Origin of the sequence: Pantoea sp. S62 (genome assembly GCF_016658625.1) — a bacterium.
GTDB classification, from domain to species: Bacteria; Pseudomonadota; Gammaproteobacteria; order Enterobacterales; family Enterobacteriaceae; genus Pantoea; species Pantoea vagans.
The window spans coordinates 139,419-153,888 of record NZ_JACVVI010000006.1 but is presented as its reverse complement, the minus strand read 5'-3'; the positions used below and the strand labels follow the sequence as shown (position 1 = coordinate 153,888).

The window sequence follows — 14,470 nt, the reverse complement described above, 5'->3', positions numbered from 1 at the left end:
TTCACCGCCAACACGCGCTAGAATGAGCGCCCCTTACCTGAACCGAGTTGATTATGAGCGATGCTTTTTCCTCTGCCGACCATCAGCTGGACGCCCGTGGCCTGCGTTGCCCGGAGCCGGTGATGATGGTGCGCAAAACCGTACGCAGCCTGCAGGATGGCGAGACGTTACTGATTATCGCCGATGATCCGGCGACGACCCGCGATATTCCCGGCTTCTGCCGCTTCATGGAACATGGCCTGCTGGCACAGCAGACCGACGCGCTGCCCTATCAGTTTCTGATCCGCAAAGGTATGGCGGGTTAATAGCAGCCGTTCAGGCCGCCGTTAACCCTACTCTTCAGACAGAGCCTTTTACTCAGTCACGGCGCCGCAGTAACCGCAGCGCGTTGGCGGTGACCAGCGCGGTCGCACCGGAATCTGCCAGCACCGCCAGCCAGAGTCCGGTCAGACCCAGCAGGGTGGTGACCAGGAAAATCGCCTTCAGCCCCAGCGCAATGCCGATATTCTGGCGGATGATGCGCCGCGTACGACGCGCCAGCGCAATCATCGGGGCCAGGTTGCTGAGCTGATTCCGCGTCAGGGCCGCATCGGCCGCTTCCAGCGCGACATCGGTGCCGCTGCCCATCGCAATGCCCAGCGTCGCCGCTTTCATCGCCGGGGCGTCGTTAATGCCATCTCCGATCATCGCCAGCGGCTGCTGCTGACTCAGTTCACGGATGGCCGCCACCTTATCGGCGGGCAGCAGGCTGGCGCGATAATCAATATCGAGCTGGCGGGCAATGGTTGCTGCCGCGCGCGGGTTATCGCCGGTCAGCATCAGGCTCTCAATGCCCAGCTTTTTCAGCGCTTTTAACGCCTCCACGGCATCGTCGCGCAGCTGATCGCGCAGGGCCAGCGCACCGAGCGCCTCGCCATCGCGCATCAGTACCACCAGGGTTTCACCTTCGGCTTCCTGCTGCGCAATCTGCGCGCTTTGCTGCGGCGTCAGGCCGGGCGTATGGCCGGGCGTCAGCAGCTGAATCTGCTGGCCTGAGACCCGCGCACTGATGCCGCGTCCCGCCTGCACCTGCTGAGCCTGCGCGTCAGGAATGACCAGATCACGCGCCTGCGCGGCCGCCACGATAGCGCTGGCCAGCGGATGGGTCGCACCCTGTTCCGCCGCAGCGCTTAACGCCAGCATCTCTGACTCGCTAGCTGTGCCAAACCGCAGGATCTGCGTCAGCTGGGGCTTGCCCAGCGTCAGGGTGCCGGTTTTATCAAAGGCCATCCTGCGCAGCGAACTCAGGCGTTCCAGCGCCGCACCACCTTTAATCAGTGCACCCTGACGCGCCGCCGCAGCCAGCCCTGAGGTAATCGCGGCTGGCACAGAGATCACCAGCGCACAGGGGCAGCCAATCAGCAGCAGGGTCAGTCCTTTGTAGATCCACGGCTGCCAGTCGCCTGCGAAGAGCAGGGGTGGCACGACCATCACCAGCAGCGACAGCAGCATCACCAGCGGCGTATAGATGCGGCTGAACTGATCGATAAAGCGTTCAACCGGCGCACGGTGCGTTTCTGCTTCCTCAATCAGCTGCAGGATACGGTCAATCGCGCTTTCCCCCGGTTTCGACACCACTTCCAGCGTCACCAGCCGATCCACGCTGGTGGCACCGGCCAGGATTTTTTCACCGCTGGCGCGGGTGACCGGCAGTGACTCACCGGTCAGCGCGCTCTCATCGAAACTGGCGAGCGGGCTGATTAAACAACCATCGACCGGCAAACGGCTGCCCGCCGCGACTTCAATCACATCACCCGGTTGCAGCGCCGCCAGCGGCACCTCACTGCGCTTGCCTTGTTCCAGGCGAATCGCTGATTCAGGCCGCAACGCCATCAGGCTGGTGACGCCGCTGCGTGCCCTGGACGCGGCATAGCTTTCCAGCTGTTCGCCCAGCTGAAACAGCACCAGCACCATGGCGGCTTCTGCATGCGCGCCAATGATCAACGCGCCTGCCGACGCCAGCGTCATTAATGTCTCAATGGTAAAAGGCGATCCGCTGCGCAGACGCTGCCAGGCACCGCGCGCGACCGGGACCAGGCCGACCAGGGTGGTCAGCACAAACAGCCGATCGCCCCAGACGGGTGCAAACTGGCTGAGAACGCTGCTGGCGAGCACCAGCAGCGCCAGCAAAATCAGTATCCGGTTCTGCTGCCAGCGCGAGCTTGCGGACGGCGTCTCCGAAGGTGTAGCAAGCTGGAAACCGGCTTTTTTTACCGCCTGTTCAACGGCGCTTTGTACATCGTTGTCAGCGTTCACCACCAGCTTCTCGCTGCTGAACAGCACGCGGGCATTGGTCACGCCTTTTACCTGGCGGACGGCGGTTTCAATGGTGCGGGCGCAGCCCGGGCAATCCATGCCGCTGACCTGCCAGCTAAAGGGCCAGGCACCTCGCCGGTCGCTTTCCTCAGCAGTGTCGGCCTCATTGCCAGGGCTGCTGTTGCAGTCACAGCAGCAGCCTGCCGTATCCGCCGTCACGGGCGTAGCAGCATGAATAGAAAGGGAGAGTGGACGGGCCTGACGAACCTGGCACAGCGGTTTTGCTGCGGCGTGGCTGGCACGCGGTTTGCCGCAGCCACAGGCGTGATGTTGATGCATATGACCTCCGGAGTGTAAGAGTCGCGGGATGAGCAACGTTGCTCATCCCTTATCCTACACTCTGGAGTGAACTCCAGAGTCAAGACTAATTTTTCAGACGACCCACAGTGAACGCACGATCATAAAGTGACCGGCAAAGTAGCAGGCGGCCACAATCGCACTGTCAGCGCTGAAGCGACGACGATAGTGCGAGATAAACCAGACCGCGTTGGCCAGCAGCAGCAGACCGGCACCGACCATGATCGAGAAGCTGTAATCGGTCGGACGGAAGAAGTACTGCTCGGTCGCTATCCAGGTCATCACTACCGTCATGCCAATAAAGGTGCAGACAGGCCAGCGCAGATCCTCCAGTCGGCTCCAGATAATGCCAATCAGGGCGGCACCGATGATGAGCAGCGTCAGCGGAATCGGCCAGAAGAAGGTCATGGTCATACTGGCGGCGAAGCAGAGCGTATAGAGCAGGTGCGACAGGAAAAACGCCCCGACGGCATAGAGCATCTGCTGACGCGGCAGCAGCGTTAACGCATCACCGACCAGTGTCGCAACCAGACCGGCCAGAATCAGATAGTCCGTGGTTTGCAGCACCGGAGCCTGCCAGGCGAGCCCGACCAGCAGCAGCAGCGTGACGGGCTTAAACAGCCAGCGCTGCCATTGTGGGCCGCGATAGGTGGCATCGACATAGAGCCAGCCGGAGAAAAGTACAGCGAGGAAAGACCAGAGCATTGTTTCTCCCTTTTTTACTCAAAATGGTGAAAGATCCCAAAATATCACTTCCAGTTTAGGTTAAGCCTCTGAGATGTGACAATCAGGCAACTCTGGTTGTATGCTTTGCCGCCTGATTTAACAGGCATGAGAGCGCTATGAGCAAACCACCGTTAATCTTTATCATCGTTCTGGCGACTATCGCTGTGCTGGCGAGTCGTCAGTTTATTAAGCAACGGCGTGAGGCTGCGGTGAATGATGCCTCCCCCACGCGTGCTCTGCAGGCTGAAGTCAAAACTAAGCGTGAATTCCCTTCGCCTAATCGTCGTTCACGGCAGCGTGAAGTCATCGCCGGGGAAGAGATGCGGTATGAGGTGCTGTTTCATCCGCTGAACGGTGACAGCGACATCAAAGTGCAGCTTAAAGAGGGGGAGTATCATCAGCTGGATAAAGGCGCGAGAGGAGAGCTGAAGATGCAGGGCACGCGCTTTATCAGCTTCACGCCCGTGCAGTAAGGCGGGCATTGCGCCCGCCCGACACTACTTTTTGCGTGGGAAGTTTTTCTTCTGCCAGGCGACCAGTTCAAACACGCCAAACAGAAACACTTTCGCCTGGGTGACGCGGTCAATCGGCGGTGCATCTTTGGTCTGCGTCGTGCGCAGTAATACCAGTTGCAGACCATGCATCAGGATCATGAAGATCAGTGCAACGTTGATAAAATAAGTCAGTGGCTTCGGGTAGGGATGGACCAGATTAGCCAGTAAAAATCCCCACACGCATAGCATCAACAGACGCCCCAAATTAAGTAACATCCTGCGTCTCCTGTTGACGTTGATACAAACGATAAGCCACTTGTCCGGCTATTTTCTCGCGATAAAGATCCCACTCTGGCGGCACCGGCGGTGCGCCATTTTCCACTTCACTTTCGACGTAAATCAGCGCCTGATCGGCCAGCCAGTTATTCTGCTCCAGCAACTGTAGCGTCTGCTCCAGCAATCCCTGACGAAACGGCGGATCGATAAACACCACGTCAAAGGGTGTACCCGCCTGTGCCAGCCAGTTTAGCGCATTGGTCTGAACCACGGTGGCATTCGTAGCGCGCAGCGTCTGCAGATTTTTTGTTAACTGCTGTGCCACCGGACGTTCCAGTTCCAGCAACGTCGCCGATCCCGCGTAACGCGACAGCGCTTCCAGTCCTAATGCGCCGCTACCGGCAAAGCAATCAAGGCAGCGCGCTTCTGGCAGCACCGGGGCCAGCCAGTTAAACAGCGTCTCGCGAACCCGATCGGTGGTCGGGCGCAGTCCGGCGCTGTCCGGCACCGGCAATTTGCGTCCGCGCCACTGACCGCCAATGATGCGAATCTGCCCGGCACCGCCTGTACTGCGGGGGTTTTTATTCATCTTGCTCACAACTCGTCATAATTTGTTGCGTAGTTTAACGGGCGAATCGGTGAGAAGAAACGTTAAAAAAGGGTGCTGTGGTGAGCTGGCTGGAAAGTGTTAGACTACTGAGTTGCTGAAGTCATGCATTATTCTGCGGTTTACGCCGGTCTGGCGCTGACCAATTTCATTGATTTACCCCTGGAAACCACGCGCGACCGGGACAAAGCCATCGAGGAGTGTCGTCACACAATGGCAAAAGAGAAAAAACGTGGCTTTTTTTCCTGGCTGGGATTTGGCAAAGAGGAAGAGAAACAACCTGCAGCGGAGGAGCAGACACCAGAGGTCGCTCAGCCCGAACAGCAGCAGACAGAACAGGAAGCCCCGGCATTAAGCCAGGCTGAAGCACAAGCGGAAGAGACTGTCGTCATCACCGAAACGGTGGCCGGACAGCAGCGTGAGGCGGAAGTCACTGCGGCAGCGCCGCATGAATCAGCACCTGCGGTGCTGGATGAGGCTGAGCCGATTGAGGCCGACCCTGAAGCGCTACTGGAAGTTGCTGCACCTGAACATGACGCGACGCCGGTTATCGACGCCGACGATGTGGTTACGCCGATCGCTGATGCGGAACCCGCAGACGCGCCGTTAAGCCAAGAGGAGCTGACGGCACTGGCGCTCGGCGACGCAGAGATCGTTGACATCCCGCACAGCGAAACCGAGGCACCGTTAAGCGAAGAAGAGCTGACGGCGCTGGCGCTGGGCGATGCAGAGATCGTCGAACCCCCGCACAGCGAAGCACCGTTAAACAACGAAGTGCTCACGCCACAGGTGCTGGATGACGCAGCGATCGCGGAAACTCAGGATAGCGAAGCAGATGCGCCGCTGACCGAGGAAGAGCTGACCGCACTGGCACTGGGTGACGCCGACGTCACTGACCAGGAACCGACTGAGTCGTTATCCGATACCGTCAGCGATCTGCCGCTGGCCGCCGCACCGCTCATCGTGCAGGAGCAGGAGCGTCCTAGCAAAGAGGGTTTCTTTGCCCGCCTGAAGCGCAGCCTGGTCAAGACCCGTCAGAACCTCGGTTCCGGTTTTGTCAGCCTGTTCCGTGGCAAAAAGATTGATGATGACCTGTTTGACGAGCTGGAAGAGCAGTTGCTGATTGCGGATGTGGGCGTGGATACCACGCGCCGCATCATCACCAACCTTACCCAGCAGGCAAACCGCAAGCAGTTGCGTGACGCGGAAGCGCTCTACGGCCTGCTGAAAGCAGAGATGGCCTCGATTCTGGCGAAAGTGGATGCGCCACTGGACGTGTCAGGCAAAACGCCGTTTGTCATCCTGATGGTGGGCGTCAATGGCGTGGGTAAAACCACTACCATCGGTAAGCTGGCGCGCCAGTATCAGGCCGAGGGCAAGTCCGTGATGTTAGCGGCCGGTGATACCTTCCGTGCCGCGGCGGTTGAGCAGCTGCAGGTGTGGGGCCAGCGTAATAACATTCCGGTCATTGCGCAGCATACCGGCGCAGATTCCGCTTCGGTGATCTTCGATGCCATTCAGGCCGCGAAATCACGCGGCGTTGACGTGCTAATTGCCGATACGGCGGGTCGTCTGCAGAACAAATCGCACCTGATGGAAGAGCTGAAGAAAATTACCCGCGTGATGAAAAAGCTGGATGATTCCGCGCCTCACGAAGTGATGCTGACGCTGGATGCCAGCACCGGACAGAATGCGGTCAGCCAGGCCCGACTGTTTAATGAAGCCGTCGGCCTGACCGGGATTGCGCTCACTAAGCTGGATGGCACCGCCAAAGGCGGCGTGATCTTCTCGGTGGCCGATCAGTTCGGTATCCCGATTCGCTACATCGGCGTCGGTGAAGGCATTGAAGATTTACGGCCGTTTAAGGCGGAAGATTTTATTGAGGCACTGTTTGCCCGAGAGGACTAATTAGGATGATTCGCTTTGAAGAGGTCAGTAAGGCATATCTCGGCGGACGTCAGGCGCTGCAGGGGGTAGATTTCCATCTGCGTCCCGGCGAAATGGCGTTTCTGACCGGCCACTCCGGTGCCGGTAAAAGTACCTTGCTGAAGCTGATTTGTGGCATTGAGCGCCCGAGTGCCGGAAAAATCTGGTTCAGCGGCCATGACATTTCCCGCCTGGGTAACAGTGAGGTGCCTTTCCTGCGTCGTCAGATTGGCATGATCTTCCAGGATCACCACCTGCTGATGGATCGGTCGGTTTATGACAATGTGGCGATCCCGCTGATTATTTCCGGTGCCAGCGGTGAGGATATCCGTCGTCGCGTTTCGGCGGCGCTGGATAAAGTGGGCCTGCTCGACAAAGCGAAAAGTTATCCGATTCAGCTTTCGGGCGGTGAACAGCAGCGTGTGGGCATCGCCCGTGCGGTGGTGAACAAGCCGGCCGTGCTGCTGGCCGATGAACCGACTGGTAACCTGGACGACGCGCTGTCAGAAGACATTCTGCGCCTGTTCGAAGAGTTTAACCGCGTCGGCGTCACCGTCCTGATGGCGACGCATGACAGCGGCCTGATCGCCCGACGCAACTACCGGATGATGACGCTGAATCAGGGACGTCTGCACGGAGGCCACGATGGTCAATAAACGTATTAAACGTCCGGCTGCACCGAAAGCGAAGCAGCCGTCGAAGTCGAAGAGTAAAGCGCTGAAGGGCGGCTGGCAGGAGCAGTGGCGCTATGCGCTGCGCGGCACACTTTCGGACATGTGGCGTCAGCCACTAGCGACGCTGCTGACGGTGATGGTCATCGCCATTTCGTTGACGCTGCCCAGCGTCTGCTACATGGTGTGGAAAAACGTCAGCCAGGCGGCCACGCAGTGGTACCCGGCGCCGCAGTTGACCGTTTATCTCTCCAAAACGCTGGATGATACGGCGGCAGAAAATGTGGTGGCACAGCTCAAGCAGGTTGAAGGCGTGGATAACGTCAACTACCTGACGCGGGAAGAGGCGCTGAACGAATTCCGTAACTGGTCAGGCTTTGGTGGCGCAATGGATATGCTGGAGCAGAATCCGCTGCCTGCGGTGGCCATCATCACGCCTAAGCTCAACTTCCAGAACTCAGACACCATGCAGAGCCTGCGCGATCGGGTGAGCAAAGTGCAGGGCGTGGATGAAGTGCGAATGGATGACAGCTGGTTTGCGCGGCTGGCGGCGCTGACTGGGTTGGTGGGGCAAATCGCCTCAATGATTGGCGTGCTGATGATTGTAGCGGTCTTCCTGGTGATCGGTAACAGCGTCCGTCTTAGCATCTTTGCCCGGCGCGACACCATTAACGTGCAGAAGCTGATTGGTGCCACTGACGGCTTTATCCTGCGTCCGTTCCTCTACGGCGGAGCGCTGCTGGGCTTCAGTGGGGCAGTGCTGTCGCTGCTGCTGTCAGAAGTGCTGGTGCTGCGTCTGCAGTCGGTCGTCGCCAGTGTGGCAACCGTATTTGGTACCACTTTCTCGCTGGAAGGCTTTTCCTGGGATGAAGCGCTACTGCTGCTGCTGATTGCGGCCATCATCGGCTGGGTCGCAGCCTGGCTGGCGACGGTACAACATTTACGTCGATTTACGCCGCAGTAAACGCCTGCAACATTTTTTTGTTATAATGGTCCTCTGCTACCGATGGTGGGTGCAGAGGATTTTCCCCTCTTCCCTTCCTGTCATCTGTGTGTAAAATATTCACTGCTATAATTGAACTTGTGGATAACTTTATCACTCTAAGTAGCACAGATTGCTTTCGGATCTCGCGTGACGTTGACGTAATGTATCGTCTGCGCAGGGAAATGTGCGGCAATTCCACTGAATTTGTGAGGGTTTGAATGACCAAAGAAATGCAAACTTTAGCTATTGCTCCTCTTGGCAACCTGGAGTCTTACGTCCGGGCGGCGAATACCTGGCCGATGCTTTCGGCAGAAGAGGAAAAAGCGCTGGCTGAACGGCTGCATTACCAGGGCGATCTGGAAGCAGCTAAGACGCTGATCCTGTCACACCTACGCTTTGTAGTTCATATCGCTCGTAATTACTCCGGCTATGGTCTGCCACAGGCTGACCTGGTCCAGGAAGGTAACATCGGCCTGATGAAAGCGGTGCGTCGCTTCAACCCTGAAGTGGGCGTGCGTCTGGTTTCGTTCGCCGTGCACTGGATTAAAGCGGAGATTCACGAATACGTGCTGCGTAACTGGCGTATCGTGAAAGTCGCGACCACCAAAGCACAGCGTAAGCTGTTCTTTAACCTGCGTAAAACCAAGCAGCGTCTGGGCTGGTTCAATCAGGACGAAGTCGAGATGGTTGCGCGCGAGTTGGGCGTAAGCAGCAAAGACGTGCGCGAAATGGAATCGCGTATGGCCGCGCAGGATATGACCTTTGATATGTCTGCCGACGACGAGAGCAGCGAAGGCCGTTCTATGGCACCGGTGCTGTATCTGCAGGATAAAACCTCTGACTTTGCCGACGGCATCGAAGAGGATAACTGGGATGCGCACGCGGCTGACAAGCTGAGCTATGCGATGGAAGGTCTGGATGAGCGTAGTCAGCACATTATTCGCGCCCGCTGGCTGGACGAAGACAATAAAACCACGCTGCAGGAGCTGGCCGATCAGTACGGCGTATCCGCCGAACGTGTCCGGCAGCTGGAAAAGAACGCCATGAAGAAACTGCGTATGGCGATTGAAGCGTAACGCACTTCAACACCTTAAGGGGCGACAGATGATGTCGCCCTTTTTGTTTTCTGCGTCCGGCTAGTCTGCCGCCCGTATCCAGCCGTCACTCTGCGCCCTGAAGCCACACGCCTGCATAAACGCCGCGCGTACCTGCTGATCGTCACTGCCATCATCGGCAATCCACCAGTCCGCGATTGAACCATTCTGCCTGATCGTCTCCTCCAGCAAATACTGGCCTACCCCGCGTCGCCGGGTGACATCGCGCACCGCCAGCCGGTGAACCTTGCCGTGGATGCCGGAAATTTCCAGCTGCAAACCCGCCAGCAGGCGATCGTTAAAACGCGCCGCGTAAAGACGATGAGACTCACTCAAACCCTGTTCCAGTTTTTCCATCTCCAGATCCGGCCAGACTTTGCCAAGATCGATGCGGTCCTGCGGCGTCAGCGCGGTCAGGCGCTGGATAGTGAGCTTCATAACAAAAACCTCTAAAAAAGGGGAAAGTGTAGCGAAAGTATACAACCAGAGGGCCGCCACATTTTCATCAATAAAACAGGTCAAAAGATGGCCTGGATGCCAGGATAACAGGAGTAAACCTGGATAGCGGGCGATCAATCCAGCATAACGCGCTGGCAAAGTGGTTATAAACCGGCCGTTGCATCCAGTGTATTATGCTGTTTAACCCGGTCAATTCTGAATGTGTCAGTTGATTTACAGAAGAAACTTCCTGTTTAATAACCTGAAAAATAAAGCCTTATTACTAATAAATGTCAGAAAAGTACGCTAACTCATTCATCATTAATCAGTTTTCGACTTTATCTGGCAACGCAAGCACTCACAACATACACGACAAAACAAATGGGGTAGTCAGGATGAAAATGAAAGGTCGCGCATTACTGGCGGGATGTGTAGCACTGGCGATGAGCCATGCGGCGCTGGCTGAAGATATCAAAGTGGCCATTGTCGGCGCAATGTCGGGTCCGGTGGCGCAGTACGGCGACATGCAGTTCGCCGGTGCAACGCAGGCGATTGAAGATATCAATGCCAAAGGCGGCGTTAACGGCAACAAGCTGGTGGCGGTGAAATATGACGACGCCTGTGATCCGAAACAGGCGGTTGCGGTCGCGAACAAGGTGATTAACGACGGCATCCGCTACGTCATCGGCCACCTTTGCTCTTCCTCCACCCAGCCGGCGTCTGACATCTATGAAGATGAAGGCGTGCTGATGATCACCCCGGCCGCGACCGCACCTGACCTGACTTCCCGTGGCTATAAACTGATTATGCGCACCACCGGCCTCGACTCCGATCAAGGGCCGACCGCCGCGAAATACGTAATGACCGAGCTGAAACCGCAGCGTATCGCTGTGGTGCATGACAAACAGCAGTATGGCGAAGGCCTGGCGCGCTCCGTGCAGGAGAGCCTGAAAAAGCAGGGCGCCAATATCGTAATGTTTGAAGGGATCACCGCAGGCGATAAAGATTTCTCTACGCTGGTGGCCCGCTTCAAGAAAGAGAACGTCGATTTCGTCTATTTCGGCGGTTACTACCCGGAAATGGGGCAGATCGTGCGTCAGGCGCGCGCTGCGGGTCTGAAAACTCAATTTATGGGACCAGAAGGCGTGGGTAACGCCTCGCTGTCGAACATCGCCGGTGCAGCCTCTGAAGGCATGCTGGTGACTCTGCCGAAACGCTACGACCAGGTTGAAACCAACAAACCGATTGTGGACGCGCTGAAAGCGAAGAAACTGGATCCGACCGGCCCGTTCGTCTGGACCACCTATGCAGCACTGCAGTCGCTGGCAACCGGCATGGAGCGCAGCAAGAGCGCAGAGCCGGACGCTATCGTGAAAAACCTCAAGGAAGGCGCTGCGGTCCCAACCGTGATGGGCAACCTGAACTGGGATGAGAAGGGCGATCTCAAGGGCTTTGAATTCGGCGTCTTCAAATGGCATGCCGATGGCACCTCGACCGCTGTGAAATAAACCAGGCTGTTTTGTGGTGAGCGGGAAGCCGGATAACCGGTTTCTCCTGACCAGCGACACGAACGCCTGGTGCCCGTTTGCCAGGCGTTTTTTGTACCCCGATCGCCTGCGATCGGTTAAGTAAGGGTCAAGGTATGTCCGAGCAGTTCCTCTATTTTATTCAGCAGATGTTTAATGGTGTGACCCTGGGAAGCACCTACGCGCTGATCGCCATCGGTTACACCATGGTTTACGGCATTATCGGCATGATTAACTTCGCCCACGGCGAGGTTTACATGATCGGTAGCTATGTCTCCTTTATCGTGATTGCCGCCCTGATGATGATGGGCATCGACACCACCTGGCTGATGATTGCAGCTGGCTTTGTGATGGCCGTCATTATCTCCAGCGCTTACGGCTGGAGCATTGAGCGCGTCGCCTACCGGCCTGTGCGTTCATCCAAGCGCCTGATTGCGCTGATCTCCGCCATCGGGATGTCGATATTCCTGCAAAACTACGTCAGCCTGACCCAGGGTTCACGCGACCTGGCGCTGCCGAGCCTGATCACCGGACAGTGGACGGTAGGCGAGAGCAACGGTTTTGCCGCGACCATCTCTACCATGCAGATTGTGATCTGGGTGGTGACCTTCCTGGCGATGCTGGCGCTGACCACCTTTATCCGTTACTCCCGCATGGGCCGCGCCTGTCGCGCCTGCGCAGAAGACCTGAAAATGGCCAGCCTGCTGGGGATTAACACCGACCGCGTGATCTCGCTGACCTTTGTGATCGGTGCCGCGATGGCGGCAGTCGCGGGCGTATTACTGGGCCAGTTTTACGGTTCGATCAACCCCTTCATCGGCTTTATGGCGGGCATGAAAGCCTTCACCGCTGCCGTGCTGGGTGGGATTGGCAGTATTCCGGGTGCCATGATTGGCGGCCTGGTGCTGGGGATTGCTGAAGCGCTGACTTCTGCGTATCTCAGCACGGAATATAAAGATGTGGTTTCGTTTGCCCTGCTGATTGTGGTCCTGCTGGTGATGCCGACCGGGATTCTGGGTCGTCCGGAGGTCGAAAAAGTATGAAGACCTCTTTTATCAACGCCCTGATCTCCTCCCTGATGCTGCTGGTGCTGGCCACCTTCTTTATGGGACTGCGCCTGAATCTGGACGGCACGAATCTGGTGGTGCAGAACGCCGGTAGCGTGCGCTGGAACTGGATCGCCGCAGGCTGTGCGGTGGTGTTTCTGTTCCAGCTGCTGCGTCCGATCTGGCAAAGCGGCCTGAAGAAAATCTCTGGTCCGGCGCTGGTGTTGCCTGGTCTGGATGGCTCGACGCCGAAGCAGAAGCTGGTGATGGCGGTGCTGATTATCGCCGCGATTGCCTGGCCATTCCTGGTGTCACGCGGCACCGTCGATATCGCTACCATGACGCTGATCTACGTGATGCTGGGTCTGGGCTTAAACGTCGTCGTCGGCCTCTCTGGCCTGCTGGTACTGGGTTATGGCGGCTTCTACGCCATCGGCGCTTATACTTTTGCGCTGCTGAACCACTATTACGGTCTTGGCTTCTGGCAGTGCCTGCCGCTCTCTGGCATGGTTGCGGCGCTGTTTGGCCTGCTGCTGGGCTTCCCGGTACTGCGACTGCGCGGCGACTATCTGGCGATTGTGACGCTGGGCTTCGGTGAGATCGTACGTATTCTGCTGCTGAACAATACCGCCCTGACCGGCGGGCCAAATGGCATCAGCCAGATCCCGAAACCGACGCTGTTTGGTCTGGAGTTTGGCCGTACGCCGCGTGAAGGCGGCTGGGATACTTTCCACAACTTCTTTGGGCTGAAGTACGATCCCAGCGACCGCATCATCTTTCTCTACCTGGTGGCGCTGCTGCTGGTAGTACTGACGCTTTTTGTGATCAACCGGCTGCTGCGGATGCCGCTGGGCCGGGCCTGGGAAGCGCTGCGCGAGGATGAGATTGCCTGCCGTTCACTGGGCCTGAGTCCGACCCGCATCAAGCTGACCGCCTTTACCATCAGTGCCGCATTTGCGGGCTTTGCCGGTAGTCTGTTCGCGGCGCGTCAGGGCTTTGTCAGTCCGGAGTCCTTTACCTTTGTCGAGTCCGCCTTTGTGCTGGCGATTGTGGTACTGGGTGGGATGGGCTCGCAGTTTGCGGTGATTCTGGCCGCCATTCTGCTGGTGGTGTCACGCGAGCTGATGCGCGATCTTAATGAGTACAGCATGCTGGTGCTGGGTGGCCTGATGGTGTTGATGATGATCTGGCGTCCGCAGGGATTATTACCGATGAAGCGTCCGCATCTGAAGCTCAGAGCCGCTAAAAAAGGAGAACAGGCATGATTCAGCCTTTATTAGCCGTTGAAGGCCTGATGATGCGCTTCGGCGGTCTGTTAGCCGTGAACAATGTGGCACTGGAGCTGCGTCCGCAGGAGATCGTTTCACTGATTGGCCCCAACGGTGCCGGTAAAACCACCGTGTTCAACTGCCTGACCGGCTTTTACAAGCCCACCGGCGGCACGATCAAATTGCGTGAGCAGCATCTGGAAGGGCTGCCGGGCCAGAAGATTGCGCGGATGGGCATCGTGCGCACTTTCCAGCATGTGCGCCTGTTCCGTGAGATGACGGTGATTGAGAACCTGCTGGTCGCGCAGCATCAGCATCTGAAAAGCGGCGTATTTTCCGGCCTGCTGAAAACCCCGGCGTTTCGCCGCAGTGAGAGCGAGGCGCTGGATCGTGCGGCGACCTGGCTGGAGCGGGTGGGTCTGCTGGATCTGGCAAACCGTCAGGCGGGTAATCTGGCCTATGGTCAGCAGCGTCGGCTGGAGATTGCGCGCTGCATGGTGACGCGCCCGGAGATCCTGATGCTGGATGAACCGGCAGCGGGTCTTAACCCGAAAGAGACCCATGAGCTGGACGCGCTGATTGCGGAGCTGCGTGGCGAACACAAGGTGTCGGTGCTGTTGATTGAACATGATATGAAGCTGGTGATGGGTATTTCTGACCGTATTTACGTGGTTAATCAGGGAACGCCGCTGGCTAACGGAACGCCGGAGGAGATTCGTAATAATCCGGATGTCATTCGTGCCTATTTAGGAGAGGCCTGA

General features: G+C 57.6%; 15 protein-coding genes. 10 read left to right on the top strand and 5 right to left on the bottom strand.

Going from position 1 to position 14,470, the window contains the following annotated elements; translation table 11 throughout:
* Positions 1–53 precede the first annotated feature (53 nt).
* Positions 54–305, top strand: a complete 252-nt coding sequence (gene tusA / locus IBT54_RS11480) for a sulfurtransferase TusA (RefSeq protein ID WP_201252178.1) — start codon at positions 54–56, stop codon at positions 303–305.
* 52 nt (positions 306–357) lie between these two features.
* On the opposite strand, the gene IBT54_RS11475 is transcribed toward tusA, so the two are convergent.
* Positions 358–2,634: a zinc/cadmium/mercury/lead-transporting ATPase gene (locus tag IBT54_RS11475; RefSeq protein WP_201252177.1), complete on the bottom strand. Its 2,277-nt coding sequence runs from the start codon at positions 2,632–2,634 to the stop codon at positions 358–360.
* A 93-nt stretch (positions 2,635–2,727) separates the two neighbouring features.
* Positions 2,728–3,357: a lysoplasmalogenase gene (locus tag IBT54_RS11470; RefSeq protein WP_013359353.1), complete on the bottom strand. Its 630-nt coding sequence runs from the start codon at positions 3,355–3,357 to the stop codon at positions 2,728–2,730.
* A 137-nt stretch (positions 3,358–3,494) separates the two neighbouring features.
* Here IBT54_RS11470 and IBT54_RS11465 point away from each other — a divergent pair, with 137 nt between their 5' ends.
* The gene (locus IBT54_RS11465) at positions 3,495–3,851 is read left to right on the top strand and encodes a DUF2500 domain-containing protein (RefSeq protein ID WP_147789612.1); all 357 of its coding nucleotides are present in this window, start codon (positions 3,495–3,497) and stop codon (positions 3,849–3,851) included.
* Positions 3,852–3,875: 24 nt separating this feature from the next.
* On the opposite strand, the gene IBT54_RS11460 is transcribed toward IBT54_RS11465, so the two are convergent.
* Both IBT54_RS11460 and rsmD read right to left on the bottom strand, forming a co-directional pair.
* On the bottom strand, positions 3,876–4,148 hold the full coding sequence (locus tag IBT54_RS11460; protein ID WP_003852192.1) for a DUF1145 family protein: 273 nt from the start codon (positions 4,146–4,148) through the stop codon (positions 3,876–3,878).
* Entirely contained in the window at positions 4,138–4,737 is a 600-nt protein-coding gene (gene rsmD / locus IBT54_RS11455) for a 16S rRNA (guanine(966)-N(2))-methyltransferase (protein ID WP_033784206.1), read from the bottom strand. Before rsmD ends, IBT54_RS11460 begins: the two co-directional genes overlap by 11 nt.
* A 231-nt stretch (positions 4,738–4,968) precedes the next feature.
* On the opposite strand from rsmD, the gene ftsY reads away from it, so the two are divergent.
* From ftsY to rpoH, 4 genes are all read left to right on the top strand, one after another.
* Entirely contained in the window at positions 4,969–6,663 is a 1,695-nt protein-coding gene (gene ftsY, locus IBT54_RS11450) for a signal recognition particle-docking protein FtsY (protein WP_201252208.1), read from the top strand.
* A gap of 5 nt (positions 6,664–6,668) precedes the next feature.
* Positions 6,669–7,337 carry a cell division ATP-binding protein FtsE gene (gene ftsE, locus IBT54_RS11445; protein ID WP_201252176.1) on the top strand — a complete coding sequence of 223 codons (669 nt, stop codon included), beginning with the start codon at positions 6,669–6,671 and terminating at the stop codon, positions 7,335–7,337.
* Positions 7,327–8,316: a permease-like cell division protein FtsX gene (gene ftsX, locus IBT54_RS11440; RefSeq protein WP_013359347.1), complete on the top strand. Its 990-nt coding sequence runs from the start codon at positions 7,327–7,329 to the stop codon at positions 8,314–8,316. Before ftsE ends, ftsX begins: the two co-directional genes overlap by 11 nt.
* Before the next feature lie 239 nt (positions 8,317–8,555).
* A complete protein-coding gene (rpoH, locus tag IBT54_RS11435) occupies positions 8,556–9,413 on the top strand; it encodes an RNA polymerase sigma factor RpoH (RefSeq protein WP_003852201.1) in 858 nt (285 codons plus the stop codon).
* Between the two features lie 60 nt (positions 9,414–9,473).
* On the opposite strand, the gene panM is transcribed toward rpoH, so the two are convergent.
* The gene (gene panM, locus IBT54_RS11430) at positions 9,474–9,869 is read right to left on the bottom strand and encodes an aspartate 1-decarboxylase autocleavage activator PanM (RefSeq protein WP_013359346.1); all 396 of its coding nucleotides are present in this window, start codon (positions 9,867–9,869) and stop codon (positions 9,474–9,476) included.
* A gap of 395 nt (positions 9,870–10,264) precedes the next feature.
* Here panM and IBT54_RS11425 point away from each other — a divergent pair, with 395 nt between their 5' ends.
* The 4 genes from IBT54_RS11425 to livG all read left to right on the top strand — a co-directional run bounded on the left by IBT54_RS11425 (position 10,265) and on the right by livG (position 14,470).
* Positions 10,265–11,377, top strand: a complete 1,113-nt coding sequence (locus tag IBT54_RS11425; protein ID WP_013359345.1) for a branched-chain amino acid ABC transporter substrate-binding protein — start codon at positions 10,265–10,267, stop codon at positions 11,375–11,377.
* 134 nt (positions 11,378–11,511) lie between these two features.
* A complete protein-coding gene (gene livH, locus IBT54_RS11420; protein ID WP_009087789.1) occupies positions 11,512–12,438 on the top strand; it encodes a high-affinity branched-chain amino acid ABC transporter permease LivH in 927 nt (308 codons plus the stop codon).
* Entirely contained in the window at positions 12,435–13,706 is a 1,272-nt protein-coding gene (locus tag IBT54_RS11415) for a high-affinity branched-chain amino acid ABC transporter permease LivM (protein WP_033734298.1), read from the top strand. Before livH ends, IBT54_RS11415 begins: the two co-directional genes overlap by 4 nt.
* The gene (livG, locus tag IBT54_RS11410; protein WP_013359342.1) at positions 13,703–14,470 is read left to right on the top strand and encodes a high-affinity branched-chain amino acid ABC transporter ATP-binding protein LivG; all 768 of its coding nucleotides are present in this window, start codon (positions 13,703–13,705) and stop codon (positions 14,468–14,470) included. Before IBT54_RS11415 ends, livG begins: the two co-directional genes overlap by 4 nt.

What these genes read in the sequence shown, in the direction of transcription:
- IBT54_RS11470 (WP_013359353.1), bottom strand. Translation starts at nt 3,357, where the DNA reads ATGCTCTGGTCTTTCCTCGCTGTACTTTTCTCCGGCTGGCTCTATGTC.
- IBT54_RS11425 (WP_013359345.1), top strand. Translation starts at nt 10,265, where the DNA reads ATGAAAATGAAAGGTCGCGCATTACTGGCGGGATGTGTAGCACTGGCG.
- tusA (WP_201252178.1), top strand. Translation starts at nt 54, where the DNA reads ATGAGCGATGCTTTTTCCTCTGCCGACCATCAGCTGGACGCCCGTGGC.
- IBT54_RS11460 (WP_003852192.1), bottom strand. Translation starts at nt 4,148, where the DNA reads ATGTTACTTAATTTGGGGCGTCTGTTGATGCTATGCGTGTGGGGATTT.
- ftsX (WP_013359347.1), top strand. Translation starts at nt 7,327, where the DNA reads ATGGTCAATAAACGTATTAAACGTCCGGCTGCACCGAAAGCGAAGCAG.
- rpoH (WP_003852201.1), top strand. Translation starts at nt 8,556, where the DNA reads ATGACCAAAGAAATGCAAACTTTAGCTATTGCTCCTCTTGGCAACCTG.
- rsmD (WP_033784206.1), bottom strand. Translation starts at nt 4,737, where the DNA reads ATGAATAAAAACCCCCGCAGTACAGGCGGTGCCGGGCAGATTCGCATC.
- livG (WP_013359342.1), top strand. Translation starts at nt 13,703, where the DNA reads ATGATTCAGCCTTTATTAGCCGTTGAAGGCCTGATGATGCGCTTCGGC.
- ftsY (WP_201252208.1), top strand. Translation starts at nt 4,969, where the DNA reads ATGGCAAAAGAGAAAAAACGTGGCTTTTTTTCCTGGCTGGGATTTGGC.
- ftsE (WP_201252176.1), top strand. Translation starts at nt 6,669, where the DNA reads ATGATTCGCTTTGAAGAGGTCAGTAAGGCATATCTCGGCGGACGTCAG.
- IBT54_RS11415 (WP_033734298.1), top strand. Translation starts at nt 12,435, where the DNA reads ATGAAGACCTCTTTTATCAACGCCCTGATCTCCTCCCTGATGCTGCTG.
- panM (WP_013359346.1), bottom strand. Translation starts at nt 9,869, where the DNA reads ATGAAGCTCACTATCCAGCGCCTGACCGCGCTGACGCCGCAGGACCGC.
- IBT54_RS11465 (WP_147789612.1), top strand. Translation starts at nt 3,495, where the DNA reads ATGAGCAAACCACCGTTAATCTTTATCATCGTTCTGGCGACTATCGCT.
- livH (WP_009087789.1), top strand. Translation starts at nt 11,512, where the DNA reads ATGTCCGAGCAGTTCCTCTATTTTATTCAGCAGATGTTTAATGGTGTG.
- IBT54_RS11475 (WP_201252177.1), bottom strand. Translation starts at nt 2,634, where the DNA reads ATGCATCAACATCACGCCTGTGGCTGCGGCAAACCGCGTGCCAGCCAC.